This is a genomic window from Actinomadura madurae (assembly GCF_047130825.1).
GTDB lineage: Bacteria > Actinomycetota > Actinomycetes > Streptosporangiales > Streptosporangiaceae > Spirillospora > Spirillospora madurae.
This window is the reverse complement of record NZ_CP083237.1, coordinates 914,376-941,276: the sequence shown is the minus strand read 5'-3', so window position 1 is coordinate 941,276 and position 26,901 is coordinate 914,376. Positions and strand designations below refer to the sequence as shown.

At 76.1% G+C, this 26,901-nt stretch carries 20 protein-coding genes and 1 pseudogene; 7 read left to right on the top strand and 14 right to left on the bottom strand.

The annotated features are described in order from the left end of the window. Window positions 1-10: 10 nt before the first annotated feature. The 7 genes from pcaC to K8Z49_RS04235 all read right to left on the bottom strand — a co-directional run bounded on the left by pcaC (window position 11) and on the right by K8Z49_RS04235 (window position 9,201). Window positions 11-400, bottom strand: a complete 390-nt coding sequence (gene pcaC / locus K8Z49_RS04265; protein WP_021598600.1) for a 4-carboxymuconolactone decarboxylase — start codon at window positions 398-400, stop codon at window positions 11-13. Then, window positions 397-1,173 carry a 3-oxoadipate enol-lactonase gene (pcaD, locus tag K8Z49_RS04260; RefSeq protein ID WP_021598601.1) on the bottom strand — a complete coding sequence of 259 codons (777 nt, stop codon included), beginning with the start codon at window positions 1,171-1,173 and terminating at the stop codon, window positions 397-399. The genes pcaC and pcaD overlap by 4 nt, the downstream gene beginning before the upstream one ends. Continuing rightward, entirely contained in the window at window positions 1,170-2,342 is a 1,173-nt protein-coding gene (pcaB, locus tag K8Z49_RS04255; RefSeq protein ID WP_083597757.1) for a 3-carboxy-cis,cis-muconate cycloisomerase, read from the bottom strand. Before pcaB ends, pcaD begins: the two co-directional genes overlap by 4 nt. Further along, window positions 2,332-2,883 (bottom strand): protocatechuate 3,4-dioxygenase subunit alpha, encoded by a 552-nt coding sequence (gene pcaG, locus K8Z49_RS04250; RefSeq protein WP_021598603.1) that lies wholly within the window; start codon window positions 2,881-2,883, stop codon window positions 2,332-2,334. Before pcaG ends, pcaB begins: the two co-directional genes overlap by 11 nt. Next, window positions 2,884-3,549, bottom strand: a complete 666-nt coding sequence (pcaH, locus tag K8Z49_RS04245) for a protocatechuate 3,4-dioxygenase subunit beta (protein WP_412517639.1) — start codon at window positions 3,547-3,549, stop codon at window positions 2,884-2,886. Window positions 3,550-3,673: 124 nt separating this feature from the next. Beyond that, window positions 3,674-4,651, bottom strand: coding sequence for a sigma-70 family RNA polymerase sigma factor (locus K8Z49_RS04240; protein ID WP_021598605.1), 978 nt, complete (start codon window positions 4,649-4,651; stop codon window positions 3,674-3,676). 8 nt (window positions 4,652-4,659) lie between these two features. Beyond that, window positions 4,660-9,201 (bottom strand): tetratricopeptide repeat protein, encoded by a 4,542-nt coding sequence (locus tag K8Z49_RS04235; protein ID WP_412517638.1) that lies wholly within the window; start codon window positions 9,199-9,201, stop codon window positions 4,660-4,662. A gap of 317 nt (window positions 9,202-9,518) precedes the next feature. On the opposite strand from K8Z49_RS04235, the gene K8Z49_RS04230 reads away from it, so the two are divergent. Next, window positions 9,519-13,175: a helix-turn-helix domain-containing protein gene (locus K8Z49_RS04230; RefSeq protein ID WP_412517637.1), complete on the top strand. Its 3,657-nt coding sequence runs from the start codon at window positions 9,519-9,521 to the stop codon at window positions 13,173-13,175. 30 nt (window positions 13,176-13,205) lie between these two features. Here the strand turns inward: K8Z49_RS04230 and K8Z49_RS04225 are convergent, their stop codons facing one another. After that, entirely contained in the window at window positions 13,206-13,703 is a 498-nt protein-coding gene (locus K8Z49_RS04225; RefSeq protein ID WP_021597976.1) for an XdhC family protein, read from the bottom strand. A gap of 150 nt (window positions 13,704-13,853) precedes the next feature. Here K8Z49_RS04225 and K8Z49_RS04220 point away from each other — a divergent pair, with 150 nt between their 5' ends. Genes K8Z49_RS04220 through K8Z49_RS04210 form a run of 3 tightly spaced genes read left to right on the top strand, consistent with a single transcriptional unit; the run spans window position 13,854 to window position 15,942 of the window. Continuing rightward, on the top strand, window positions 13,854-14,408 hold the full coding sequence (locus K8Z49_RS04220) for a universal stress protein (RefSeq protein ID WP_024935267.1): 555 nt from the start codon (window positions 13,854-13,856) through the stop codon (window positions 14,406-14,408). Window positions 14,409-14,422: 14 nt separating this feature from the next. Next, complete coding sequence (locus K8Z49_RS04215; RefSeq protein WP_021597974.1) at window positions 14,423-15,067, top strand: adenylate kinase family protein; 645 nt, start codon at window positions 14,423-14,425, stop codon at window positions 15,065-15,067. Then, window positions 15,064-15,942 carry a 1-aminocyclopropane-1-carboxylate deaminase/D-cysteine desulfhydrase gene (locus K8Z49_RS04210; RefSeq protein ID WP_021597973.1) on the top strand — a complete coding sequence of 293 codons (879 nt, stop codon included), beginning with the start codon at window positions 15,064-15,066 and terminating at the stop codon, window positions 15,940-15,942. Before K8Z49_RS04215 ends, K8Z49_RS04210 begins: the two co-directional genes overlap by 4 nt. Window positions 15,943-15,945: 3 nt before the next feature. Here K8Z49_RS04210 and K8Z49_RS04205 read toward each other — a convergent pair whose 3' ends face one another. The 4 genes from K8Z49_RS04205 to K8Z49_RS04190 form a co-directional block, all read right to left on the bottom strand. Next, the gene (locus tag K8Z49_RS04205; RefSeq protein ID WP_075021765.1) at window positions 15,946-17,019 is read right to left on the bottom strand and encodes an acyl-CoA dehydrogenase family protein; all 1,074 of its coding nucleotides are present in this window, start codon (window positions 17,017-17,019) and stop codon (window positions 15,946-15,948) included. Continuing rightward, complete coding sequence (locus K8Z49_RS04200; protein WP_412517636.1) at window positions 17,016-18,209, bottom strand: acyl-CoA dehydrogenase family protein; 1,194 nt, start codon at window positions 18,207-18,209, stop codon at window positions 17,016-17,018. Before K8Z49_RS04200 ends, K8Z49_RS04205 begins: the two co-directional genes overlap by 4 nt. Before the next feature lie 127 nt (window positions 18,210-18,336). Beyond that, on the bottom strand, window positions 18,337-18,753 hold the full coding sequence (locus tag K8Z49_RS04195) for a nuclear transport factor 2 family protein (protein ID WP_412517635.1): 417 nt from the start codon (window positions 18,751-18,753) through the stop codon (window positions 18,337-18,339). Beyond that, a complete protein-coding gene (locus tag K8Z49_RS04190; protein WP_021597969.1) occupies window positions 18,750-19,148 on the bottom strand; it encodes a nuclear transport factor 2 family protein in 399 nt (132 codons plus the stop codon). Before K8Z49_RS04190 ends, K8Z49_RS04195 begins: the two co-directional genes overlap by 4 nt. An 80-nt stretch (window positions 19,149-19,228) precedes the next feature. On the opposite strand from K8Z49_RS04190, the gene K8Z49_RS04185 reads away from it, so the two are divergent. Then, window positions 19,229-19,828, top strand: coding sequence for a TetR/AcrR family transcriptional regulator (locus K8Z49_RS04185; protein ID WP_024935268.1), 600 nt, complete (start codon window positions 19,229-19,231; stop codon window positions 19,826-19,828). Here the strand turns inward: K8Z49_RS04185 and K8Z49_RS04180 are convergent. Next, window positions 19,823-21,839 (bottom strand): annotated as a pseudogene (locus K8Z49_RS04180) (HelD family protein). The gene K8Z49_RS04185 and the pseudogene K8Z49_RS04180 sit on opposite strands and share 6 nt — an antisense overlap. Window positions 21,840-21,985: 146 nt before the next feature. Here K8Z49_RS04180 and K8Z49_RS04175 point away from each other — a divergent pair. Together K8Z49_RS04175 and K8Z49_RS04170 are read left to right on the top strand one after the other, a co-directional pair. After that, the gene (locus K8Z49_RS04175) at window positions 21,986-22,789 is read left to right on the top strand and encodes an SDR family NAD(P)-dependent oxidoreductase (RefSeq protein ID WP_412517634.1); all 804 of its coding nucleotides are present in this window, start codon (window positions 21,986-21,988) and stop codon (window positions 22,787-22,789) included. Between the two features lie 85 nt (window positions 22,790-22,874). Next, a complete protein-coding gene (locus K8Z49_RS04170) occupies window positions 22,875-23,720 on the top strand; it encodes an ABC transporter ATP-binding protein (RefSeq protein ID WP_412517633.1) in 846 nt (281 codons plus the stop codon). Here the strand turns inward: K8Z49_RS04170 and K8Z49_RS04165 are convergent. Continuing rightward, a complete protein-coding gene (locus K8Z49_RS04165) occupies window positions 23,653-26,868 on the bottom strand; it encodes a carboxyl transferase domain-containing protein (protein WP_412517632.1) in 3,216 nt (1,071 codons plus the stop codon). The two genes, K8Z49_RS04170 and K8Z49_RS04165, sit on opposite strands and share 68 nt — an antisense overlap. Between the last annotated feature and the right edge of the window lie 33 nt (window positions 26,869-26,901).

Genomic DNA, 26,901 nt, shown 5'->3' with positions numbered 1-26,901 from the left:
CTCCCGCCCGTCACTCCTGCTCGGTGAGTACCCGCTGGGCGACGGCGAAGGCCGAGTTCGCGGCGGGTACTCCACAATAGATCGCCGTCTGCAGGAGCACCTCCTTGATCTCGTCGGGGGTGAGGCCGTTGCGCAGGGCGGCGCGCACGTGCATGGCCAGCTCCTCCAGGTGGCCCCCGGCGACCATCGCGGTCAGCGTGATGCAGCTGCGGGTCTTGCGGTCCAGGCCCGGGCGGGTCCAGATCTCGCCCCACGCGTACCGGGTGATCATGTCCTGGAAGTCGGCGGTGAATTCGTCCTTGCGGGCCTCGGCGCGGTCGACGTGCGCGTCGCCGAGGACCTCGCGGCGCGTCCGCATGCCCCGCGCGCGGCGCCCCTCGTCGGTCATGCCCTCGCTCATCGGGCTGCTCCCCTCCGGACGCGGTCCAGGTGCGCGGTGATCGCCGCGGTGACCTCCGCCGGGCGCTCCGCGTTCGCCAGGTGCCCGGCGCCCTCGATCACGGTCAGCCGGGCGCCCGGGATCCCGGCGGCGAGCCGCGCGGCGTGGCCCTCCGGCGGCGTGGGGCCGTCCTGCGCCCCGGCGATCACCAGCGTGGGCGCGGAGATCTCGCCGAGGCGCGCGGTCGCGTCGAACGCGGCCAGCGCGTCGCAGCAGGCGGCATAGCCCTCCGGGGCGGTGGCGCGGAGCATCTCGACGTACGGCTCCGCCCCGGTGAAGGACGGCGTGAACCAGCGTCCCGCCGCAGTGTCGGCGACCGGGCCGACCCCTTCCCGGCGGACGAGCGCGGCCCGGTCCCGCCACGGCCCCGGATCGCCGAAGCGCGGGGAGGTGCAGCACAGGACCAGCCCGGCGACGCGCTCCGGGGCGCGCAGCGCGAGGGCCGTCCCGACCGCGCCGCCGAGGGACACCCCGGCATAGGCGGCCCGGCCCACGCCGAGCCCGTCCAGGAGCGCCGCGATCCCGTCGGCGAGGCTCTCGACGGTCACCGGCCCGTCCGGCGGGGGCGCGCCGCCGTGCCCGGGCAGGTCGTAGCGCAGGACGCGCCACTCGCGGGTCAGCGCGGGCAGCTGCGGCAGCCACAGGTCCGTGGACGTGCCGAGGGACGGGCCGAGGACGACGACGGGCGCGTCCGGCGGGCCGTCCAGGCGGTACCGCGGCGGCGCGGCGGTCATGTGCGGCTCCTGCGGTAGGCGTCGAGGGCCTGGCCGACGAGGACGGCGGCGGCGCCCGGCCCGGGGTCGCCGCCGAGGACGTCGAGCAGGTCGTCCAGGTCGGCCCGCATCAGCTCGGTGGACACCTCCAGGCCGTCCAGCAGCTCGGCGGCCGTCTCGGCGGCGCCGCCGGTGAGGCGCAGGCACTCGCGCAGCGGCTGCCACTCGGCGTGCCACTCCCCCGCGGGCCGCTCGTGCGCGGCGGCCTGCGCGGCGAGGATCACCTGGACCTGCGCCGGAACCTGCAGGGCCGCGGAGCGGATCAGCGCGGACCGCGCCGGGTTGCGCTTGTGCGGCATCGACGACGAGCCGCCGCCCGCGCCCTCGGCGGCCTCGGCGACCTCGCTCTGCGCCAGCAGCCACACATCGGTGGCGATCTTGCCGAGCGCGCCGGCGACCAGCGCGTGCGCCGCGCCGAGGCCGGCGACCGGGGTGCGGCGGGTGTGCCACGGCAGGACGGGGCGCGCCAGCCCCGTCTCCTCCGCGTAGGCCGCGACGAGGTCGAGCCCCTGGTCCCCGAACGCGTCGAGCGTCCCGGCGGGACCGCCGAGCTGGACGGGCAGCACGGCCGCGGCCAGCCGCTCGCGGGCCTCCAGGCAGCCGAGGAGCCAGCCCGCGGCCTTGGCGCCGAACGTCGTCGGCAGCGCCTGGCGGCCGAGCGTGCGCGCCGCCATCGGGGTGTCGCGGTACCGCGCCGCGAGCCCGGCCAGCGCGTCCAGGGCCCGGTCGAGGTGGGCGAGGACCACGCGCCGCGTGCGGGCCGCGACGAGCATGGCGCCGGTGTCGAGGATGTCCTGGCTGGTGGCGCCCTTGTGGACGTGCTCGCCGGCGCTTCCGGCGAGCACCCGCAGGTCGGCGACCAGCGGCACCACGGGATTGCCGGAGGCGCGCGCCCGGCCGGCGATCCCGGCGAGGTCGAACCGGCCCGCCTCGGCGGCCCCCGTGATCGCCTCGGCGGCACCGCCGGGAATGATCCCGAGGCGGGCCTGCGCGCGCGCCAGCGCGGCCTCCGCGTCCAGCATCGCGGTCAGGTAGGCGAGGTCGCTCGTGGCGGCCTCCGCCTCCGTGCCCGCCCGGACGGGGGACAGCAGCCCCGCGTCCGGCGCCGGGCCGCGCTCCTCAGAAGCCAAGGAAGACCGTCTCCCCCTCTCCCTGCAGGCGCACGTCGAAACGGTACTCCCGCTCGCCCTCGCGTTCGGCGACCAGGGTGCCGCGGCGGTCCTCCGGGACGGCGCCGAGCAGCGGGTCGCCGGCGTGGGCGGCCTCGTCCTCGGGGAAGTACAGGCGGGTGAAGACGGGCTTGAGCAGCCCCCGGGCGAAGACCAGCACGGCGATGTAGGGGGCGCCGTCGCCGACCGCGCCGGGCTTGACGGTGCTGAACCAGTAGCCGCCGGCCGCGTCGGTGGCGCACCGGCCGAAACCGGAGAACCCGTGCCCGGCCCGTGCGATCCCGCCGGGGCGCCGCGGGATCTCGCCGTCCCCGTCGGCCTGCCAGATCTCCAGCAGCGCGTCCGGCACCGGCGCGCCCGCGCCGTCCAGCACCCGCCCGCGGATGCGGACCGCGTCGGGCCGCCAGGGCGGGACGACCTCCGGCCCCGCCGCGTACGGGAGCGCGTAGCCGAAGAAGGGGCCGACCGTCTGGGACGGCGTGGTGAGGGAAGGCGTGCTCATTCAGGCCTCCGTCGGGGTGTCGCCGAGGACGATGTCCCACTGGTAGCCGAGCGCCCATTCCGGCACGGTGGTGTCCATGTCGAACCGGGAGACCAGCTTCTCCCGGTCCTTCTCGTCCGGAATCGACTGGAAGATCGGGTCGTAGGCGAACAGCGGGTCGCCGGGGAAGTACATCTGGGTGACGAGCCGCTGGGTGAACGCGGTGCCGAAGACCGAGAAATGGATGTGCGCGGGCCGCCAGGCGTTGTGGTGATTGCCCCACGGGTAGGCGCCGGGCTTGATCGTGACGAACCGGTAGCGGCCGTCGTCGCCGGTCAGGCAGCGCCCGGCCCCGGTGAAGTTCGGGTCGAGCGGCGCGGGGTGGATGTCGCCGAGGTGGTTGTAGCGGCCCGCGGCGTTCGCCTGCCAGACCTCCACGAGGGCGTTCCGCACCGGGCGCCCGGCGCCGTCCAGCACCCGCCCGGTCACGATGATCCGCTCGCCGAGGGGCTCGCCGCTGTGCTGCACGGTGAGGTCCTCGTCCAGCCGGCCGAGCTCCTGGTGGCCGAAGACCGGGGAGGTCAGCTCGACGCTGTCCGGGCCGAGCTTCGGCATGATCAGCTCCTGCGAGGGCGCGCGGAGCACGGTGCTCTTGTAGCCCGGGTACAGGTACGGCGGATGCGTCATGCGCTCTTTTCCCTTCTGTTCCCGCTCGGCGACGGTACCCACGGGACCGCCGCCCACCACACTGGCAGCCGGCACCGGGTGCCCCGTCACCGGGTTTCCGGTCAGCGGAAGGGAAGAGGCGTGATCAGAGCCGCTCGGGCAGCCCGAACAGGGAGAACAGGCTCGTGTCGAAGAACACCGAGACGTGCGCGACGCCGTCGCCCGTGATGCTGAGCACCTGGAGCTGGTACGGGCTGTGGACGCCGTTCTCGTCGAGCTTGTACATCCCGAACGCCGGCTGCCCGTTCGCGGCGGCCGGGACCATCCTGATGTCGCCGGGTGCGGGGCGGCACTGGGCGATGATGAGGCGGACGACGTGGTCGGCGCCGACGAACCACTCGGGGAACGGCGGCATCTCCCAGACGACGTCCTTCTTGAACAGCTCGATGAGCCCGGTGATGTCGGCGTCCTCGAACGCCTTGGCGTAGCGCTCCAGCAGGTCGCGCTGGTCGGGGTCGGAGGGCTCGACCAGCTCGTCCCGGACGGGGGCGTGCTCCTCCAGCTGCGCCCGGGCGCGCTGCAGCGCGCTGTTCACCGCGGGGGTGGAGGTGTCGAGCAGTTCGGCGACCTCGGCGGCCTTCCACTTCAGCACGTCCCGCAGGATCAGCACGACCCGCTGCTTGGCGGGCAGGTGCTGCAGGGCGGCGACGAGCGCCAGCCGGGTGCTCTCGCGGGCGGCGACGATCGTGGCCGGGTCGGTGGCGTCGGCGCCGAGGACGTCGTCGGGGGCCGGCTCCAGCCAGGGCACCTCGTCGGACGCCACGACGGGCCGCTCCGGCTCGTCGCTCGGCCCGCCGAGCCCGGTCGGCATGGGCCGCCGGCCGCGCTGGTCGATCGCCGTCAGGCAGACGTTCGTGGCGATCCGGTACAGCCACGTCCGCAGCGAGGACCGCCCCTCGAAGTCGCCGTACGAGCGCCAGGCGCGCAGGTAGGTCTCCTGCACGAGGTCTTCGGCGTCGTGGATCGAGCCGAGCATCCGGTAGCAGTGCGCCAGCAGCTCGCGCCGGTACGGATCGGCGAGTTCCTGGAAGTCGCGGTCTGTCTCTATGGTGCTGTTCGCCATGGTGGTCGTCACCTCTGCTCGGCGGTATCGCCCGGACGGCGGGCCCCGTCGCCCCCGACCGTAGGCGACCCCACCGACAGAACACGTGCAACGCCTTCGATGGTACGCCCGGCACCTCGTCCGAGCAGCGGTTCCAGCAGGCTCCGCGCCTCGCCGGCCGAGGTCCGGTCACCGGTCCGGCGGCAGACGATCTCCGCCCGCGCGAGATGTTCGCGCGCCTCCTCGGGCCGGCCGAGCGCCAGGTGGATCCGGCCGAGGAGCAGCAGGCTCAGGCCGCGGCCCCACCGGTCGCCGATGCCGGCCTGGATCTCCAGGGCGCGCAGCGCGTGGCGGCGGGCCTCCTCGTGGTCCCCGGCGTCGGAGTGCGCCCGGGCGATGTTGTCGAGGGTGTCGGCCGCGCCGCGCCGGTCGTCGATCTCGTACCGGATGGCCAGCGCCCGGCGCGCGTAGCCGAGCGCCTCGCCGGTGTCGCCGAGCCGCCGCTTCAGCCGGGCCATGGTGTTCAGGCTGTCCCCCTCGCCGCGCCGGTCGCCGATCTCGCGGCGGAGCGCCAGGGCCCGGGTCACGTGTTCGAGCGCCTCGGAGTACCGCCCGGCGTTGCGGTGGATGCGGGCGAGCAGGTCGAGGTCCTCGCCCTCCCCGTACTGGTCGGCGGTCTCGCGGTGAAGGCGCAGCGCCGCGCGGGCCGCGGCGAGGGCGGCCTCCTCCTCGCCGAGCCGCCACCTGGCGTGGGCCAGGGTGTTCAGGCTGTCGGCCTCGCCGCGCCGGTCGCCGATCTCCCGGTGCAGGCCGAGCGCCCGCTCGGCGAGGCCGACGGCGCGGTCGTTGCGGCCCAGCCTGCGGTGGCCGCGCGAGAGGGTGTCCAGGCTCTCCGCCTGGCCGGGCCGGTCGTCGGTCTCGGTGCGGATGCGCAGCGCGAGGCCGGCGTGGCGCAGGGCCTTCCGGTACCGCGCGAGGACGTAGTAGACCCCGGCGAGGACGTCGCGGGCCGCGCTCTCGGCGTCGAGGTCGCCGATCCTGCGCTCGATCTTGATGGCCCTGCGCGCGTGCCGGACGGCGGCCCGGAGCGCGGCCTGCCGCCGGCACACCCTGGCGAGGAGGGTGAGGGTCCTGCCCTCGGCGGCCGGCGCGCCGATGGCCCGCTCGATCCGCAGCGCGCTCTTCAGGACGCGGCGGGCCGCCGGATAGTCGGCCAGCCGGTAGTGCACGAACCCGATGGCCTCCAGGGTCTCCGCCTCGCCGTAGCGGTCGCACGCCGCCCGCTGGATGGCGAGGGCCTCGCCCAGGCGCGCGAGCGACTCGCCGTGGTGGCCGAGGTGCTCCTGCAGCCGTCCGATCAGCGTGAGCGCCTCGGCCTCCCCGGCGCGGTCGTCCATCTCCCTTTTCGCGTCCAGGACGCCGAGGGCCGTCCGCAGCGCGCGGGCGTACCGGGCCTGCCTGCGGTCGATGTGCGCGAGCGTGAGCAGGTCATCGGTCTCCCCGTGCCGGTCACCGGTCCGGCGGCAGATCTCCAGCGACTCCTGGGCGCACTCGCGGGCCCGCGCGTAGCGCGCGGTGCGGGCGTGGATGCGGGCGAGGACGTACAGGGCGTGGCTGGCCCCGGCGAGGTCGCCGATCTCGCGCTGGATCGCCAGGGCCTCCTCGGCGCGGGCGAGGGCCTCGTCGTAGCGGCTCTGGTGCCAGCGGACGAGCGCGATCTTGGCGATGCTCTCGGCGACCCCGCGACGGTCGCCGATCTCGCGCCGGATCCGCAGCGACTCCTTGGCGTGCTGGGCCGCCTCGCGGTACCGGCCGGTGCGTATCCCGAGCCGGGCGAGGACGTCGAGCGTCACGCCCTGGCCGGGCCGGTCACCGGTGTTCTGCTGGAGGCGCAGCGCCTCCTCCGCGTGGCGCCGGGCCGCCCTGTGATCGCCCATCCGGCACTGGATCCGCGCGATGGTGGCGAGGCTCTCCCCCTGGCCGATGCGGGCGGCGCGGCCGGCGCCCTTGCGGGTGTGCCGTTCGAGCGCCGCGCGGGCGTGGACGAGGGCTTCGCCGTACCGGCCGGCGCTGCGCTCGATCTCGGCCAGGTTGTTCAGCGTCCTGCCGAGCCCGGAGCCGGCCTTCATCCTCCGCTGGAGGGCGAGGGCCGACTCGACGTCGCGGCGGGCGTCGGCGTGCCGGCCGAGCCGCCGCTCCACGAGGGCGATGAGGTTGAGCACGGAGGCGACGCCGTGCTCGTCCCCGATCCGCTTCCTGATGGCCAGGGCGTGCCGGGCGTGCCTCATCGCCGCCTGGTACTGCCCGGAGTCGTGGTGGAAGACCGCGATGGTGCACAGCGACTCCGCCTCCCCGTACAGGTCGCCGACGTCCCGGCAGATCCGCAGGGCGCGGGAGGCGTCGTCGAAGGCCGCCGGGCAGTCCCCCAGGTTCTCCAGGACCTGCGCGCGCCCGAGCAGGCTGACCGCGAGCCCGGTGAGGTCGCCGATGTCCTCCCGGACGGCGACCGACTCCCGCGCGCACGCCAGCGCCTCCTTCAGCCGCCCGCCGCGCCGCAGGGCGCGGCACATCCCGTCGAGGACCGCGCCCTGCCCGCGGCGGTTGCCGAGGCGGCGGCGGACCGCGAGCGCCCGCTCGGCGTAGCGGAGGGCGTGGCCCGTCAGGCCGAGCCGGCGCAGGATGCGGGCGATCATCTCCAGGGCGTCGGCCTCGCCCGCGCCGCCGCCCAGCTCCCGGTGGACGCGCAGCGACTCACGGGCGTGACGCAGCGCGGTCCGGTAGTGGGCGAGCCGCCAGTGCACCTGCGCGATCTGCTCCAGTGCCTGGCCGATCCCCTGCCGGTCGCCCTCCCGGGTCAGGACGGCGAGCGCCCGCTCCCCGTACTCCAGGGCCTCCTGGTAGCGGGAGCACTGGCGTTCGACGCGCGAGCGGGTGTTGAGGGCCCAGCCCGCCCGGCGGTGGTCGCCGAGCTCGGTGAAGATCTCGTAGGCCTCTCTGGCCTCCTTCGCGGCCTCCACGTGGTCCCCGGCGTCGCAGTGGACGACGGCGAGCTGGTCGAGCATCAGCGCCTCGGGGTGCCGGTCCCGGGCGGCCCGCGCCGCGGCCAGCCCGAGCCGGTGGACCGCCAGGTTGTCGGCGGCGTGCTTGTCGCGCCTGAGCAGCTGGAACAGCGCGTCGGCGAACTGCCAGGCCAGGTGCGGCCCGGCGCCCTCGGCCGCCCGCCGGGCGACGGCGACGACGGCCGCCCGCTCCCGCTCGAACCAGGCGAGCTCCGGCTCGGCCGGGCGCGGGGCTCCCCCCACCGCCCCGGACGCGGGGCCGACCGCCGTGGGCGCGATCGCTTTGGCGGCCTCGCGCAGCCGGGCCAGGTACCAGTCCTGGAGCCGCCCGGTGGCCGCTTCGGCCCCCGGCCGGTCCTCGCGGGCGAGCCGTTCCGCGGCGTACTCCGCCAGCAGCTCGTGCAGGCGGAACCGGCCGGCCGTGCCCGGCTCGACGAGGTGCTTGCGGATGAGGCCCCGAAGGACGCCCCGGGCCTCCCGGACGGTCACGGCCAGGAGCGCGGCGAGGCTCTCGGCGCCGAAGTCGAGGCCGCGCATGAGGCCGAGCAGCCTGAACGCGGCCTGCTCGCGGGGCGTCAGGTTGTCGTAGGACAGGTCGAAGGCGGAGCGCAGGGCGAGCTCGGGATCGCCGTCGAGCACCAGCGCGTCCAGCCTGCCCCCGCACGTCAGTTCCCCGACGAGGGAGGCGACGGAGTCGAAGGGGCCCGCCTCCAGCCCGACCGCGGCGATCCTGATCGCCAGCGGCAGCCGGGCGCAGGACTCCGCGAGGTCGGCGATCGCCCGCGGCTCCTCCTTGCTGCGCTCGCCGCCGAGCAGCCGGGCGAGGAGCCGCCACGAGTCGGCGATGGACAGCGGTCCGACCGGGATCGAGACGGCGCCGAACCGGGCGATCAGCGCCTCCAGCCGCGTCCGCCCGGTCACCACGACGAGGGATCCGGCACCGCCCGGGACCAGCGGCACGACCTGGTCGGCGTCCGCCGCGTCGTCGAGGACGACGAGGACGCGGCGGACGGCGACCAGGGAGCGGAAGAGCGCGGCGCACCGGGCCTCGTCGGACGGGATGTCGCGGGCCGCGACGCCGAGGTCCTCCAGGAACCGCCGCAGCGCCCGTCCGGGCGTCCGCGCGGCCGGCCCGCCCATGTCCAGGAAGAACTGGTCCTCGAAGCGGTCCGCGTGCTGGTGGGCCCAGTGCAGGACGAGCGCGGTCTTCCCCGCGCCCGCCATCCCGTGGATGTGGGCCACGGTCACCGAGCCGGCCTCCCGGGCCGAGGCGAAGGCGGCGTCCAGCACCGCGAGCTCGTCCTCCCGCCCGACGAAGTCGCGGGGCGCCGCGGGGAGCTGCCGGATCGGCGGCGCGAACCGCGGCGCCGGATAGTGCACGATCTTGTCGCCGGCGACGATGTCGTCGGCGTGGACCTGGTCGTGGAAGCAGGCGGCCGGGCGGGGCACCGGGGCGTGCGGGCTGTCCGGCGCCGTCTCCGCGCCGTCGTCGGGGTCCGTGGCGTCGATCACGTCGCCTCCTCATGGCCGGGTGCGGCCTCACCTGTCATGAGCGGGGTCCTCCTCAGCAGACCGCCCGGCCTGCGGCGATGACAACGGCGCCCGGAATGCCCGTACAAGCCCGTACAGCGGCCGTCACGCGACCCCCGCCACCCGGGCACGGAGAGTCGTGGCCGGGAGCGGACGATGTGTATCATCCGCCCCAGACAGGCGTCTGACTCCGTGTGTCAATCGGTGCGGCGGACGGCACCGGGCTCACCTCGGGGGTGCACATGGCGGCGCGCAACCCGGCAGGAAACGGGACTGGCGGACCCGATCCCCGGCGGATCGTGACCCGGCAGGACTTCGCGGCACAGCTCACCCTGCTCCGGGAGGCCGCGGGCCTGACCGTCCGGCAGGTCGCGCGGGCGTCCGGGATCCCCGACGCGAGCGCCGGGGACTACTTCGCCGGCCGCCACCTGCCGCCGCCGCGGCCCGACCGGCTCCCGGCGCTGCTGCGGGCCTGCGGGGTGACCGGCGCCGAGGCCGAGTCCTGGCTGGACGCGCTGCGCCGGGTCCGCCGGACGCCGGGACGCCGTCCCGCGGTCGTCCCCTACCGCGGCCTCGCCCGCTTCGAGGCCGAGGACGCCGGCTGGTACTTCGGGCGCGAGGCCCTGACGGCCACCCTGCTGGAGCGCGTCCGGGGCCTCGGCGGCAAGGGCGCCCTGGTGGTCGTCGGGCCGTCCGGCGCCGGGAAGTCGTCGCTGATCAGGGCCGGGCTGATCCCGGCGCTGCGGGACGAGGCCGGCGCCGTCCTGCACACGGCGGGTGAGATCGACGCCGGCGCGCTGGCGTCGCTGCGCGCCCGGGCCCCCGCGGTGCTGGCCGTCGACCAGCTCGAGGAGATCCTCGCCGATCGCGCCGGAGCCGGCGAGGAGGACCTGATCGCCGGGCTGCTGGAGCTCCCCGCCGCGGTCGTCCTCGCGCTCCGGGCCGACTTCTACGGGCGGGCGCTGCGCCATCCGGGGCTCGCCGGGGTGCTCCAGACCGGCCAGGTGCTCGTGACCCCCATGAACGAGGACGAGCTGCGCCGGGCGATCGTCATGCCGGCGCAGCGGGCCGGGCTGGAGCTGGAGCCGGGCCTGGTCGACCTGCTGCTGCGCGAGGTGAGCCCGGCGCCGGGAGCCGCGCCCGGCGCCGCCCACGACGCGGGAACGCTGCCGCTGCTGTCGCACGCCCTGCTGTCGACGTGGGAGCGGCGGCGGCACGCCATGCTCACGATCGCCGACTACCGGGACAGCGGCGGGATCCAGGGGGCCGTCGCCGCCACCGCCGAGGAGGCCTACCGGGACCTCGGCGAGACCGAGCGGCAGATCGCCAGGAGGCTGTTCCTGCGGCTGGTGCACCTCACCGGCGACACCGGGGTGACGCGGCGGCGGGTGGCGGAGCGGGAGCTCGGGGACGGGACGAGCGCCGTCCTCGCCCGCTTCGTCGACCAGCGGCTCGTCACCGCGCGCGCCGACGGCGTCGAGATCGCCCATGAAGCGCTGCTGGCCGCGTGGCCGCGGCTGCGCGCGTGGGTCGAGACCGACCGGGCCGGGCTGCGCGCGCACCGCCGGCTCACCGCGGCGGCCGAGGCGTGGGAGGAGTCCGGCCGCGACCCGGGCACGCTGCTGCGCGGGGTGTGGCTCGCCGAGAGCGAGGAGCTGGCCGCCGACCCGCGGCGCGGAGCCGGCCTGAACGAGCTGGAGATCCGGTTCCTGCGGGAGTCGGTGCACCGGCGGGAGGCGGAGGCGCGGGCGCTGCGCCGGCTGGTGCGGCGCGGGCGGCGGCTGATCGCCGTCCTGTCGGTCGTGTCGCTGCTGGCGCTCGGGCTGGCGGCGGTCACGGTGAGCCAGCGGCGCGCCGCCGACGAGCAGCGCGACGAGGCGGTGTCGCGGCAGGTGGCGGTCGAGTCCGGCAAGCTGCGCGGCAAGGACGTCGCGCTCGCGGCCCAGACCGCCCTGGCCGCGTACCGGGTGTCGCCCACTCCGGAGGCCCGCTCCGCCCTGCTGGAGTCCTACGCGGGCCCGGCGGTGACCCGGATCGCCGGACCGCGCGGCGTCCTGCAGTCGGTGGCCGTCAGCGCGGACGGCCGCACGCTCGCGACCGGCGGCGCGGACCGCGCCGTGCGGCTGTGGAACATCGCCGAACGCGGGCGCCCCGCGCCGATCGGCGAGCCGCTGGGCGGGCACCGCGACACCGTGTACGGCGTCGCGATCAGCCCCGACGGCCGGACCGTCGCGGACGGCGGCGGCGGGGGGACGGTCATGCTGAGGCGGATCGGCGGGGCCTCCCGAGCCCTCACCGGACCGCGCTCCACCGTGTACGCGGTGGCGTTCAGCCCGGACGGGAGGACGCTCGTCGCCGCGAGCGCCGACGGGACGGTCCGGTCCTGGGACCCGGCCCGTCCGGAGGCCGGTGGCCGGATCCTCCTGGAAGGCGGCGCCGCCGCCCACACCGCGGCGTTCGGCCCCGACGGGACGACGCTCGCCGTCGGGTTCGAAGACGGGACGGTCCGGCTGGTGGACATGGTCCGCCGCGAGCCCGCCGGCGATCCCCTGAAGGCGGGCTCGAAGACCGTGTTCGCCGTGGCGTTCAGCCGCGACGGGAGGACGCTCGCGGCGGGCAACGCCGACGGGAACGTCCGGCTGTGGCGCGTGTCCGGTGCGCGGGCCGTCCCGTCCGGCGAGCCGCTGACCGGCCCGAAGGGATGGGTCAACGGGGTCGCGTTCGCGCCGGACGGCCGGTCGCTGGCCGCCGCGAGCTCGGACGGCCGGGTCTGGGTCTGGGACCTCGCCGGGGGGAGCCCGCGCACCTCGCTGCCGCACCCGGGTCCGGTGACGGCGGTGGCGTTCCTGCCGTCCGGCGCGCTCGCCACCGCCGCGGCGGACGGCACCGCCAGGATCTGGGACCTGCCCGGCCCGGTCGTCCAGGGGCCCGGCGCCGGGATCTTCGCCGCGGGGCTGAGCCGCGACGGCCGCGTCCTCGCGCTCGCGAGCCAGGACGGGACCGCGCGGCTCTGGTCGGTCGCCGACCCGCGCCGTCCCGCGCCGCTCGGGCCGGTGATCCGGCACGCGGCCGGGGACGGCCGGGCGTCGGGGGCGGCGGCGCTGAGCCCGGACGCCGGCACGCTCGCCATCGGCGGCGTCGGCGGCCCGACGCAGCTGTGGGACGTGCGCTCCCCCGGCCGCCCCGCCGCGATCCCCGCGCGGCTCACCGGCCCCGCCGGCCTCGTCCAGGGGCTCACCTTCAGCCCGGACGGCCGCCTCCTCGCCGTCGCGAGCAACGACGCGAAGGTGTGGCTGTGGGACGTCCGCGACCCGCGCGGGCCGGTGCGCCTGGCCGTGCTGGCCGGCGCGACCAACTACGCGTACCAGGCCGCGTTCAGCCCGGACGGCCGCACCCTGGCCTACGGCACGGCCGACAACGAGGTCCTGCTGTGGGACGTGTCCGACCCGCGGCACCCGGCGCGGCTCGGAGGGGCCCTGACCGAGCACGAGAACTACGTGTTCACCGTGGTTTTCAGCCCGGACGGCCGCACGATGGCAACCGCCGGCGCCGACAACACCGTGATCCTGTGGGACCTCGCCGACCGCTCCCGCCCGCGTCCGCTGCCGCGGCGGCTGCGCGGCCCGACGAACTACATCTACTCGCTGGCCCACGGCCCGGGCGGCGTGCTCGCCGCCGCGGCCGGGGACGGGACCGTCTGGCTGTGGGACGTCTCGGAGCCGTCCCGGCCGTCGGCGCCGGCGACGCTCACCGGCTCGGCCGAGGCGCTGTACTTCGACGTGGCCGACTCCCGCCGGCCCCTGCTGGTGACGACCGGGGTGGGCCGGGAGGTCAGGCTGTGGGACATGGACCCGGAACGGGTCGCGGCGCAGATCTGCGCCGTGGCGGGGACGCCGGTCACCGAGGCGGAGTGGCGGCGCCACCTGCCGTCCAAGCCCTACGACCCGCCCTGCTAGAGAATTCGCACTGCTGGAAGGTCTGCACTGCTAGAACTCGAAGCCGCCGGGGCGGCCGTTGCGGTCGGCGATCAGGCCGGCGAGGGTGGCGACGGCGATCTCCGCCGGGGTCCGGGAGCCGATGTTCAGGCCGATCGGGCGGTGCACGCGGGCGATGTCGGCGGCGGGGACCCCGAGCTCGGTGAGGGCCGGGATGTGCGGGGCCGGGTGCCGGGGGTTGCCCATGACGCCGACCCACCGGACGGGCTGGGTCAGCACGTCGCGCAGGACGGGCCCGAGCTCGGGCCGGTGGTGGTCGGTCACGACGACGTCGGCCGTGGCGTCCAGCGGCGGGAGGTCGGTCGCCCCCTCGCGCGACTTGTCGGGGTCGACGAGGAACGACCGGTAGCCGAGGTCGGCGCCGTAGCGCAGGAGGTGGTCGGCGACCGCGCCGGCGAACACCGCGACCAGCGTCCGCTCCTCGGAGGGCGGCGGGACGTCGCCGTGCGCGACGTCGCAGGAGGGGTCGGCTGCGTGCGGTGTGGCCATACCGGAAAGTCTGCCCCGCGCGGCGGCGGCCGGTCCAGGGGCCACGCCTTATCGCAAACAGGTGTTTCCAGAACGTAGAACTTCGGCGCTGGAACGGGTATGCCTTCTGTCTAGACTGCTGTCACCCGGCGGCCACAGGAGGGACCGACCGTGATCGCGAGACCGGAGGGCGGCCCCCGCGTCGTGGTGGGGGTGGACGACTCCGCGGGTGCGCGCTGCGCGCTGTCCTGGGCGATCGGCGAGGCGCGGCTGCGCCGGCTGCCGCTGCTGGTCGCGCACGCCGCGCCGCTGCCCCCGCACGTGTCGGCGGCGGGGCAGCTCGGCTGCGGCATCACCGAGGCGCTGCGCGCGTCCGGGGCGGAGCTCATCGCCCGGTTGCTGACGGAGGTGTGCGACGGACCGCCCGACGGCGTGGAGATGACCGCGCTGGCGCTCGTCGGGGAGCCGGGGGCCACCCTGGTCCGGCTGGCCGGCGAGGACGACCTGCTGGTCGTCGGGCACGGGGCGCGGGGGCCGTTCTCGAGGCTGCTGCGGCCGTCCGTGCGGCTGCACTGCGCCCGCAGGGCCCGCGCGACGCTGGTGTGCGTCCGCCCGCCCGCGTTCGACACGCTGCTGGAGAGCCTGACCGCGACGGGCGAGGCGCCCGGTCATGCCCCCGACTCGCGGTTCCGCAGGCTCGGCCGCCGCCTGCGCCTCCCGCTCTGACCAGGCGGCCGACCATGCGCAAGTACGTCATCATCGGCCCGGTCGGCAGCGGCAAGGGGACGCAGTCGGAGCTGCTCGCGCGGGACCTGGACATCGTGCACATCAGCGTCGGTGACGTCTTCCGCTGGCACGTGAAGAACCACACCAAGCTGGGCGCGCAGGTGCGGCGCATCATGGCGGCCGGGGAGCTGGTGGGGGACGACCTGGCCGAGAGCGTCGTGCGGGAGCGGCTCGACCAGCACGACTGGAACTACGGGTTCGTCGTCGACGGGTTCCCGCGCAGCCGCCGGCAGACGGAGTTCTTCCTGGAGAGCTACGACATCGACGGGGTGATCCACCTCGACCTGCCGGACGCGGAGGTCCGCCGCCGCGCGCTGGCGCGCCGGCTCTGCTCCCGGTGCGGGATGGACTACAACCTGATCGCCGACCGCCCGACGGTGGAGGGGCGTTGCGACGTGTGCGGGGGCGGGCTGGTCCCCCGCGAGGACGACACCGAAGAGGCGCTCGCCGAGCGGATGCGCGACTACCACGAGAGGACCGACCCGATCCTGGAGCTGTTCGGCCGCAAGGAGTACGTGGTCACGGTGGACGCGCGGCCGGGCATCGACGAGGTGCAGCGCGAGATCCGGGAGAGGCTCGGCCTGCCGATGCCGCGATGACCTCGCCGGTCCTGGAGCTGGACGACGACCGCGCGGCACGGCGCGGCCTGCGGCTGTTCCTGAAGCGGGACGACCTGGTCCACCCGGAGCTGCCGGGCAACAAGTGGCGCAAGCTCAAGCACAACATCGGTCCCGCGCGCGAGCACGGGACGCTCCTGACGTTCGGCGGCGCCTACTCCAACCACCTCCGTGCCGCGGCGGCGGCCGGCAGGATCTACGGGTTCGCGACGATCGGGGTGGTCCGCGGCGAGGAGCACCTGCCGCTGAACGACCCGCTCACCTACGCCGCCCGGATGGGCATGCGCCTCACCTACATGGACCGCGGCACGTACCGGCGCAAAGACGAACCGGACGTCATCGCCGCGCTCCGGCGGGAATGGGGCGACTTCTACCTCCTGCCGGAGGGAGGGAGCAACGCCCTCGCCGTCCGTGGCTGCGCGGAACTCGGGGCGGAGGTCCCTGGCTTCGACGTCGTGTGCTGCCCGTGCGGCACGGGCGGGACCCTCGCCGGCCTCGCCGCCGGCCTGGCCCCGGGCCGGCGCGCCGTCGGGTTCTCCGTCCTCAAGGGCGGCTTCATGGAGGGCGAGGTCGAGCGCCTCCAGCGCGAGACCTACGGCGGGCGGCGCGGGACCTGGCACGTCGAGGACGGCTTCCACTTCGGCGGCTACGCCAGGAGGACCCCGGAGCTGGACGCCTTCATCGGCGACTTCGCCGAGCGGCACGGGATCGTCCTCGACCGGATCTACACGGCGAAGATGATGGCCGGGCTGTTCGCGCTGGCCGGCCGGGGCGCCTTTCCCGAGGGGACGCGGATCCTCGCCGTCCTCACCGGCCGCCCGGACGGCCCCGCCGGCGGCGCGGGACCGTCCGGCTGAGCGTCAGGCCGGGGGCAGGTCGACCAGCGCGGCCAGGGCGGCGCGGTGCCGGTCGGGGGTGCCGAGGGCGATGGAGTCGGCCTTGGCCCGCTTGAGGTAGAGGTGCGCGGGATGCTCCCAGGTGAAGCCGATGCCGCCGTGCATCTGCACGCACTCCTCGGCCGCCTCGACCGCGACCGCCGAGCAGTGGGCCTGGGCGACCGCGACCGCGATCGGCGTGTCCTCGTCGCCGGCGGCCACGCACGACGCCGCGTGGCGAGCGACCGCGCGGGCCTGCGTGACCGACGTCCACAGGTCGGCGAGCCGGTGCTTGAGGCCCTGGTAGGAGCCCACCGGGCGGCCGAACTGGTACCGGGTCTTCACGTAGGCGACGGTGTCGTCCAGGCAGCGCTCGGCGAGGCCGAGCTGCTCGGACGCCAGCAGCGCCGCGCCGGTGAGCAGGGCCGTGCGCACGGCACCGGTCCCCTCGGCGACGCGGCGGGCGGGGGCGCCCGACAGGGTGATGTCGGCGAGCCGCCGGGTCATGTCGAGCGAGGTCACCGCGGTGCGGCCGGCGGCGCCGGCGTCCACCGCCCAGAGCGCGCCGCCGGCCGGGACGAGCAGGACGTCGGCGGCCATGCCGTCGGCGACGCTGGTGACCTCGCCGGTCAGCGTCCCGTCCTCCACTCGGACGGTCTCGGCGGCCTCGCCCGGTCCGGTGCTGAACGGGACGGCCAGGACCGCGATCCGCTCCCCCGCCGCGAGCCGCGCGAGCAGGTCCCGCTCCCCGGCGGCCAGCAGGGCGGCGGTGGCGATCACGGAGCTGGTCAGGAACGGGACGGGCGCGGCGGAACGGCCCAGCTCCTCCATGACCACGGCCGTCTCGCGCCACGTGGCCCCCGCGCCGCCGAGGCCCTCGGGGACGGGCAGCCCGGCGCAGCCGAGCTGCCCGGCGACGGCCCGCCACAGATCCGCGTCGTACGGCTCGTCCTTCTCGGTGCCGGCGAGGACGGAGGTCCAGGGGGCCTTGTCGCCGAGCACGTCGCGGACGCTCGCACGCAGATCGTTCTCGATCTCGCCGTACAGCAGGTCGCTCATTTGGGCAGGTCCTTCCACGCCACGTCCTTGTCGACGCGGATCTCGCCGGGCAGGCCGAGGACGCGCTCGGCGATGATGTTGCGGAGGATCTCCGAGGTGCCGCCCTCGATGGAGTTGCCCTTGGCGCGCAGGTAGCGGTAGCCGGGCGAGCGGCGGGTGAAGTCCACCTCGGTGGGGCGGCGCATCGTCCAGTCGTCGTAGCGCAGGCCGTCCTCGCCGAGCAGCTCCAGCTCCAGGCCGGACACCTCCTGGTTGAGGCTGGCGAAGGCCAGCTTGGCGCCCGACCCCTCGGGGCCGGGACGCCCGGCGGCGAGCTGCTGGCGCAGCCGCGCCCCGGTGAGCCGGGCCGCCTCGGTCTCCACCCACGCCCGCAGCAGGGCGTCGTGCAGTGCCGGGGTCCGCAGCTCGGGACGGTCCCGCCAGAGCCCGGCGACCACCCCGATCATGCCGCTCTCGCGCGGCGCGGCGCTGCCGCCGATCGCGACCCGCTCGTTCATCAGGGTCGTCGTCGCGACCCGCCAGCCCTCCCCGACCTCGCCGAGCCGGTGCTCGTCGGGGATCCGCACGCCGGTGAGGAACACCTCGTTGAACTCGGCCTCGCCGGTGATCTGCCGCAGCGGCCGGACCTCGACGCCCGGCGCGGTCATGTCGCAGACAAAGTAGGTCATGCCGCGGTGCTTGGGGACGCCCGGGTCGGTGCGGGTGACGAGGATCGCCCAGCGGGCCTCGTGGGCCATGGACGTCCAGACCTTCTGCCCGTCGACCGTCCAGGCGTCGCCGTCGCGGACGGCGCGGGTGGCGAGCGCGGCGAGGTCGGAGCCGGCGCCGGGCTCGCTGAACAGCTGGCACCACAGCTCCTCGCCGGTCCACAGCGGGCGCAGGAAGCGGCGCTTCTGCTCCTCGGTGCCGAACGCCAGGATCGTCGGGGCCGCCATGCCGAGCCCGATGCCGTTGCGCTCCGGGTGGTTGGCCGGCGCGCCCGCCTCGGCGAACCGGCGGTCGACGGCGGGCTGCAGGTGCCGCGGGGCGCCGAGCCCGCCGAGCCCTTCGGGGTAGTGGACCCAGGCGAGCCCGGCGTCGAACCGGGCGCGCAGGAACTCCAGGGGCTCGGTCGCCGAGGGGTCGTGTGCGGCGAGGAACTCGCCGACCCGCCTGCTCAGCTCGTCGGCGTCGGGCGGTGCTGTGCTCACAGGGCGAACCTCCGCGCGTGGCGAGGGTGGCGGCCGGGCCACCCGCAACGAACATACCAACCGGTCGGTATGACCGGTCCAGCCTAGGAACCGCCGGGACGGCGAGTCAACCGCCCGAGCGGCCGGATCAGCCAGGTGCCAGCGCCCGCGCCAGCCCCGGGTGGTCGTGGTAGTCGCGGGACTCCACGATGAGGCCGTCCCGGATCCGCAGCACCAGGATGTTGGCGACGGTGAACGTCCGGCCGGTGGTGGCGACGCGGCCGTCGTAGCCGTACTCCACGACGATCACCTCCGGATCGGCGGTGTCGTGCACCACCACGTCGCGGACGCGCAGCTCCAGCGGCCCGGCGCCGGCCCTGCGGAAGTGCCGGTCGAGCGTCGCGCGCCCCTCCAGGCGCGGCGGCGCGGGCGGGGGCGCGAACGGCTGCTCGACGACGGCGTCCTCGGCGTACAGGGCCGCCAGCTCGCCCCAGCGGCCGGCCGAGATGCCCTCACTGAGCCGTGCGAACACCTCGCGGGGCGACGCGGGCGCGGGGCGCGTCATGCCATCGCCTCGTCGAACGCCCGGTGGTGGGCGTAGTCGCGGGACTCGACGATGTGCCCGTCGCGCACCCGGAGGACGAAGATGTTGGGGACGACGAACTCGCGCCCCGTCTCGGTGTTGCGGCCCTGGTACTCGAACTCCGCGATGATGACCTCCGGGTCTGCGGTCTGGTGGACGACGACGTTGCGCGCCTCGAGCTCCATCGGCCACGTCGTCAGCCGGGCGAAGTGCTCGCGCAGCGCCTCGCGGCCCTCCAGGCGCGAGGCGGGGTGGGCGAACGGGTGCACGACCACGGCGTCCCGCGCGTACAGCTCCGGCAGCCCCTCGGGCCGCCGGGCGGTGATCCCGTCGATCAGCCGCTGGAAGACGGCCCGGGGGCTGGCGAACTCGGACATGGCTCTCCCCTACAATCGGAGTACGTGCTCCGCATGAGAAAATACGGAGCGACAACTCCACTTGTCAACGGAAGGCCGCGATGACATCACCGCCGTCCGGCAGGCCCCTTCGCGCGGACGCCCAGCGCAACCGCGCGAAGGTCCTCGCCGCGGCCGAGGAGGTCTTCGCCGTCCAGGGGACCTCGGCCTCCACCGAGGAGGTCGCGCGGAAGGCGGGGGTCGGGATCGGGACGGTGTTCCGGCACTTCCCGACCAAGGAATCGCTGCTGGAGGCGGTCCTCGTCGCGCTGCTGGAGCGGCTCGCGGCGGAGGCGGAGGACCTGTGCGCCGCCGGCGACCCCGGCGCCGCGTTCTTCGGCTTCTTCTCGCGGGTCGTCGCGCAGGCGACGGCCAAGCAGGCCGTCACCGAGGCGCTGGCGGAGGCGGGCGTCGACGCCCGCGCCGCCACCGGCCGGGCCGGGCCCGGGCTGAGGGCGGCCGTCGGCGTGCTGCTCCGACGCGCGCAGGAGGCCGGCGCCGTCCGCGCGGACGTCGGCCCCGGCGAGGTCATGGCACTGCTGGCCGGGATGTCCTACGCGGCCGGCCGCGCCGGCGCCCGCGACGACGTGCTGCGAATCGCCTTCGACGGCCTGCGCCCGCGCGACGGCCGGGCCCCCGCGCCGCCCGCCCCCGCGTCATGAGGCCAGTTCCGCCGGGAGCCCCTCCCGGTGCAGGACGGTGAGGGACGTGACGGCGCGGGTGAGCACGACGTAGAGGCGGGCCAGGCCGCGCTCCTCCGCGGCGGCGATGGCGGCGGGCTCCGCGACGATGACGTGGTCGTACTCCAGGCCCTTGGCGAGCGTCGCCGGGACGACGAGCAGCCGTCCGGTGCCGTCGGAGGCGGCGCCGAGGACCTCGTGGTCCAGCCCGGCCGCCTCCAGCGCCGCCGCGTGCGCCGCGGCCCGCGCGTCGGGCACGATCAGCCCGACCGAGCCGGCGCGGGCGAGGGCCTCGCGGGCGGCCTCGGCGGCGGCCGCGGCGGGGTCGGGGACGCGGCGCACGGCCAGCGCGCCGGCGCCGGGGCGCAGCGAGCGCGGCCGCTCCAGGCCGGGCGCGATGTGCGGGAGCAGCCGGGCGGCGAAGTCCAGGACGGTCCCCGGGACGCGGAAGCCGAGGGTCAGCTCGGTGACCTCCCCGTCCTGCCCGAGGTGGGCGAGGACCTCCTTCCACGACCGCGCCGACCACGGGGTGGTGCCCTGCGCGAGGTCGCCGAGGACGGTCGCCGAGCCCGTCGCGCAGCGGCGTCCGAGGGCCCGCAGCTGCATCGCGGAGAGGTCCTGCGCCTCGTCGACGACCAGGTGGCCCAGCGAGGCGGTGCGCTCGATGAGGTCGTTCAGCTCGTCCAGCAGGGCCCGGTCGGCGGCGGTCCACCGGGCCGACCGGTGCGAGCGCGGGCCTCTCCCACCGGAGCGCGGCCTGCTCGTCCGCGTCCAGGACGCCCTTCGCGGCCCTCGCGAGGAACTCCCCGTCCGACAGCAGCCGGTGCAGCACCTGCTCGGCGGTCACCTTCGGCCACACCGCGTCCAGGACCTGCTTGACGGGTTTGCTGCGCGCGACCTGGTCCTGGACGCGGTCGTCGGGCGCCTCGCCGCGCCGTTCCATCCGGACGAGGATCTGGTGGGCGAGCCGCTGCGCGAACACCGCGCGCCCGGAGCCGTACCGGGTCGTCCCGCGCAGGCCGGCGGCGATCTCGCGGACCTCGTGGTCGGCGAGCCGGTACCGGGCGGCGCCCCGGGTGACGACGAGGCCCTCCTCGGGCTTGCGGACGTGCAGCCACAGCGCCCTGCGGAGCACGTCCGCCATCCGCGCGTCGCCCTTGGCGGCGGCGACGGCCGCGGGCTCCTCTCCCAGCGGCTCCCCGAGCAGGTCGTCGATCGTGGCCTGCTCGACCCTGACCTCGCCGAGCGCTGGCAGCACCGCCGAGATGTAGGCGAGGAACGCCCGGTTCGGCCCGACGATGAGGACGCCCGACCGCGACAGCCGCTCCCGGTGCGTGAACAGCAGGTAGGCGGCGCGGTGCAGGCCGACGGCCGTCTTGCCGGTGCCGGGGGCGCCCTGCACGCACACCGTGCCGGCCAGGTCGGCGCGGACGAGCACGTCCTGCTCCGGCTGGATGGTGGCGACGATGTCGCGCATCGGCCCGGTGCGGGGCCGCTCGATCTCCTCGGTGAGGATGCGGGACGGGCCGAGGTCGCCGCCGTCCAGGGGCTCGTCCTCGAACGCGGTCAGCTCGCCGGCCTGGAACCCGAAGCGGCGCCGCAGCCGCCAGCCCATCGGGTCGGCCGGCCCGGCCTGGTAGAACGCCCGCGCCACGGGGGCGCGCCAGTCCAGGACGAGCGGGCGGCCGTCGGCGCCGTCGTGGACGTGCCGCCGCCCCACGTACATGACGGCGGGCAGGTCGGGGCCGCCGTCGCCGTCGCGGTCCATCCGGCCGAAGAACAGCGGGGTGTCCGGGTGGTCGGCGAGGGCGGCGACCCGCTGGTCGAGCAGCGACTCCAGGAACTGCCGGGACACCCAGTCGGCGGCGACGTCGGCGGTGAGGCTGTTCGCGTGCTCGCGCATCCGGCGCAGCGCGGCGCGCGACTCGGCGAGGTGAGCGCGCTCGGCGGCGAGGACCGCGGACTCGCTGGGTTCGGCGGGCTCGGCGGGCATGCGGGCAGACCTCCTGCGGCGAGGGGTGGAAGAGGGCGAACCCACGACCTTACCGGACCGCCACGGGCGCGGACGGCGGAGCGACGTGCGGGGCGGACGGCGCTGCGCCTTGCCGCGCGGGGCCGGGCTGTGTGACCTTGAGCGGCATGCTGACACTCACCGGGCGGTCCGCGTTGGTCACGGGAGCCTCGTCCGGCATCGGGGCCGTCGTCGCGGAGGCGCTCGCCGCCGCCGGGGCGCGGGTCGGGCTGGTCGCGCGGCGCAAGGACAGGCTGGAGGAGGTCCTCGCCCGCTGCCGCGAGCACTCCCCCGGCTCGGCGATGTGGACGGCCGACCTCTCCGACCTGGACGCGGTCCCCGATCTCGCGGCGGACGTCGAGCGCGCGTTCGGCGGCGTCGACGTGCTGGTGAACAACGCGGCGATGCCGAAGCGGCGCCGCGTCCAGGACCTCACCTCCACCGAGGTCGAGGACGTGATGCGGCTCGACTACCTGTCCCCGGTGCGGCTGACGCTCGCGCTGCTGCCCGGCATGGTCGCGCGCGGCCGCGGCCACCTGGTGGCGATGGGCTCGGTCGCGGCGCGGCTCGGGCCGCCGCACGAGGCCGCCTACGGCGCGGCCAAGGCGGCGCTCACGGCGTTCTGGGAGAGCATGGCGGTCGACCTGGACGGGACGGGCGTGCACGTCCACGTGATCCAGCCCGCGCTGATCGCCGGCACGGAGCTGTTCACCCTGCCCGGCAACGAGGAGCCGCTGAGCGACGTCTCGGAAGCCCTGCCGCCGCGGGAGGTGGCCGACGCGGTCCTCGGCGTCCTGGAGAGCGGGCGGTTCGAGCGGTACGTGCCGGACTGGTTCGCCGAGATGGCGTCGGGCAAGGCCGCCGACGTCGACGCGTTCGTCGCGGGGGTCAAGGAGTGGACCCGCGAGCGGCTGGAGCCCCCGGCGCCCTGACCCTGCCGCCCCGTTGCCGCCGCCCTCGCCCGTCAGTAGGGTGTGGAGCCCCTGGTGACCCACATCACACGAGCCGCGAGGTGCGATGGCCGCCGCAGAGGGCCTGCTGGTCCGCGACGTGACGGTCCGGTTCGGTCGGCTGACGGCCGTCGACGGGGCCGGGCTCGCCGCGCCGCCCGGCACGGTGACCGGTCTGATCGGCCCGAACGGCGCCGGCAAGACGACGCTCTGCGACGTCATCACGGGGCTGCGGCGGCCGGTGGCGGGCACCGTCCACCTGGGCGGCGCCGACCTCACCGGCAGCGCGGCGCGCGAGCGGGCCCGGCGCGGCATCGCCCGCACGTTCCAGCGGCCCCGGCGGGCCGGGGCCTCGACCGTCCGGGAGACCGTGCGCGCCGCCGCGGCGAGGCACGCGATGACCCGCGGGTATCCGGGCCGGACGGCGCGCGACCGGTGGCGCTTCCGGTGGGAGGCCCGCCGGGACGCGGCCGGGCGCGCCGACGCGCTCCTCACCCGGGTCGGCATCGAGGAGTACGCCGGGGAGAGCGCGCGCTCGGCACCGCCCGGCGTGGCGCGGCTCATGGACCTGGCGCGGGCCCTCGTCACCGAGCCGGCCGTCCTGCTGCTGGACGAGCCGTGGCAGGACCTGCCCGAACGGAACGCCCGCGCCCTTGAGGTCCTGCTGCGCGACCTGGCGGCCGAGGGCCTCACGATCCTGCTCGCCGGGCACGAGCTGGAGCCGGTGCTGGGCGTCTGCGACGCCCTCCTCGTCCTGGACGGCGGCAGGGTGATCGCGGCGGGCGCGCCGGCGGAGGTCCGCGCCGACCCCCGGGTGAAGGACGCCTACCGGGACGGGCGGCCCGTCACCAGGTGTCGATCCACCGGCGGGGACGCTCCGGCGGGGGCGGGGCCTCGGCCAGCACGGCGGTGATCCAGCGGCGGGTGTCGGCGGGATCGATCACGTCGTCCAGCTCGAAGACCGTGGCGGCGTGGAGGGCCTTGCCGTACTCGTAGGCGGCGGCGACCATCTCCTCGAAGAGGGCCCGCGGATCGTCGGCGGCCTCCAGCTCCTTGCGGAACCCGAGCCGGACGGCGCCCTCCAGCCCCATGCCGCCGATCTCGCCGGTGGGCCACGCGAGGGTCGCGAGCGGCGCCTTGAACCCGCCGCCCGCCATGGCCTGCGCGCCGAGCCCGTAGCCCTTGCGCAGGACGATCGTGATGATCGGGACGCGCAGGTTGGCGCCGATGACGAACAGCCGGCTGAAGTGGCGGACGGTGGCGGTCTTCTCCGCGTCGGGGCCGACCATGAAGCCGGGGGTGTCGCACAGCGACACGACCGGGAGGCCGTGCGCGTCGCACAGCTGGAGGAACCGGGCGGCCTTGTCGGCGGCGTCGCGGTCGATCGCGCCGCCGAGGTGCGCCGGGTCGCTGGCGATCAGGCCCATCGGGCGGCCCTCGACCCGGACCAGCGCGGTGATGATCCCGACGCCGAAGGCGCGGCGCAGCTCGAGCACCGAGCCGCGGTCGGCGAGGTGGGCGACCGCGCGCCGGACGTCGTAGGCGCGCAGCCGGTTCTCCGGGACGACGTGCCGCAGGATCCGCTGGTCGTCGCACTCCCAGCCGTCCGCCGGCCCGCGGAAGTAGGAGAGGTAGCGGCGGGCGGCGGCGACGGCCTCCGCCTCGTCCTCCACGACGATGTCGACGACGCCGTTGGGCTCCTGGTCGCCGATCGGGCCGATCTCCTCGGGGGCGAACACGCCGAGGCCGCCGCCCTCGATCATGGCGGGGCCGCCCATGCCGATGTTGGCGTCCCGGGTCGCGATGATCACGTCGCAGCAGCCGAGGAGGGCCGCGTTGCCGGCGAAGCAGCGCCCGTTCGCGATGCCGATGGACGGGACGACGCCGCTGAGCCGCCCCATGGCGTGGAACGTCGTGACGTCCAGGCCGGAGATGCCGGAGGTGTCGGTGTCACCGGGCCGGCCCCCGCCGCCCTCGGCGAACAGCACCAGCGGCAGGCGGCGGCGGTGGGCGATGTCGAGCATCCGGTCGGTCTTGCGGTGGTTCTGGTGGCCCTGCGTCCCGGCCAGGACCGTGTAGTCGTAGGACATGACGACCGCCCGCGCGCCGTCGATCTCCCCGATGCCGCAGACCATGCCGTCGGCGGGGGTGCGCTCGATGAGGTCGTCCAGGGACCGGCGCCGCCGCTGGGCGGCGATGGCGAGGGCGCCGTACTCGGTGAACGTGCCCGCGTCGCACAGGTCGCCGATGTTCTCCCGCGCGGTGCGGTGGCCGCGCGCGTGCCGCTTCGCGACCGCCTCGGGCCGGGCGGCGTCGAGGCCGGTCCCGTGCCGGCGCAGCGCCTCGGCGAGGTCGGCGCGGATCAGGCCGAGGTCGGTCCCGGCGTCCTCGGCGGCGTGGTCGCCGTCCGCCTCGGCGGGCTCGGCGAACAGCAGCGGCGCGCCCTCGGCGACGGTGTCGCCGGGCGCGGCGGCGAGGGCCCGCACGATGCCCGGCTCCCCGGCGCGCACGACGTGCTCCATCTTCATGGCCTCGAGGATCAGCACGGGTGTCCCCGACCGGACGAGGTCGCCCTCCGCCACCTCGACGCTCACGACCGTCCCCTGCATCGGGGCGGGGACGGCGACCGTGCCGGGAGGGGCGTCCGGGGCGGCGGCGGCCTCGGGCTCGGCCGCGTCCCGGGCCGTCTCGACGTAGTAGCGGCGGTGCTCGCTCTCCAGCAGCTCGGGCAGGTGCTCGGCGACGAAGGAGGTGTCGGCGCCGCCGGCCGTGAAGCCGGGGTGTCGCAGGACGCCCTGCAGGAGCGGGATGCTCGTCGCCACGCCCGCGATCTCGAACTCGCCGAGCGCGCCGTGCGCGCGGACGGCCGCGGACGGGAGGTCCTCCGCGCGGGCGACGACCTTGGCCAGCAGCGGGTCGTAGCGCAGGCTCGTGCGGTAGCCCGCGTAGCCGCAGGTGTCGACGCGGACACCCGGCCCCGACGGCGGCGCGAACGCGGTCAGCGTCCCCGTCCGGGGCCGGGGCGTGCCGTCCGCGCCGATCGTCTCGGTGTTGACCCGCACCTGGACGGCGCAGCCCGACGCCGGCGGCGGAGCGGCCAGGCCGACGGCCGCCAGGTCCTCCCCCAGGGCGAGCCTGATCTGCGTCTTCACCAGGTCGACGCCGGTGATCTCCTCGGTGACGGTGTGCTCGACCTGGAGCCGCGGGTTGGCCTCCAGGAACCAGAACTCCGCGCCGGCGACGAGGAACTCGAAGGTGCCGAGCCCGTCGTAGCGGACCCGGGCGGCCATCCGCAGCGCCGCGTCCAGCAGCGCGTCCCGGACGCCGGCGGGCAGCGCGGGGGCGGGCGCGATCTCGATCAGCTTCTGGTGGCGCCGCTGGACGCTGCAGTCGCGCTCCCACAGGTGGGTGACCGCGCCGGTGCCGTCTCCGGCGATCTGCACCTCGACGTGGCGGGCGCGCGGCACGTACTTCTCGGCGAACAGGTCGCCGGCGCCGGACGAGGCGAGCGCCTCCGACCGGCACCGCTCGTACGCCGCGGCCACGCCGGCGGGATCGGTGACGGCGCGCATGCCGCGCCCGCCGCCGCCCGCGAGGGCCTTCAGCATGACGGGGCCGTGCTCGCGGGCGAACGCCTCGGCCTCCGCCGCGCTCACCGCGCCGCCCGTGCCGGGCAGCACGGGCACGTCCGCCGCGCGTGCGAGGTCCCGGGACCGGGCCTTGTCGCCGAACAGCTCCAGCAGCTCCGGGCGGGGGCCGGTGAACGTCAGCCCGGCGGAGGCGCAGCGCGCCGCGAACTCCGCGTTCTCGCTCAGGAACCCGTATCCGGGGTGCACGGCCGTGGCACCGGTCTCCTTCGCGGCGGCGATGAGCGCGTCGGCGTCCAGGTAGCCGGCGACGCCCTCGCCCGGCAGGGGCCGGACCGCGTCGGCGCGGCGGGCGTGCGGGGAGCCGGTGTCGTCGCGGGTGTGCACGGCGACCGTCCGCAGGCCCAGCTCCGCCGCTGCCCGGACGACCCGCAGCGCGATCTCCCCCCGGTTCGCCACAAGGATCCCGCCCACCCGGCCTCCCCACCTCGCCTGAGCCGCCGAGCC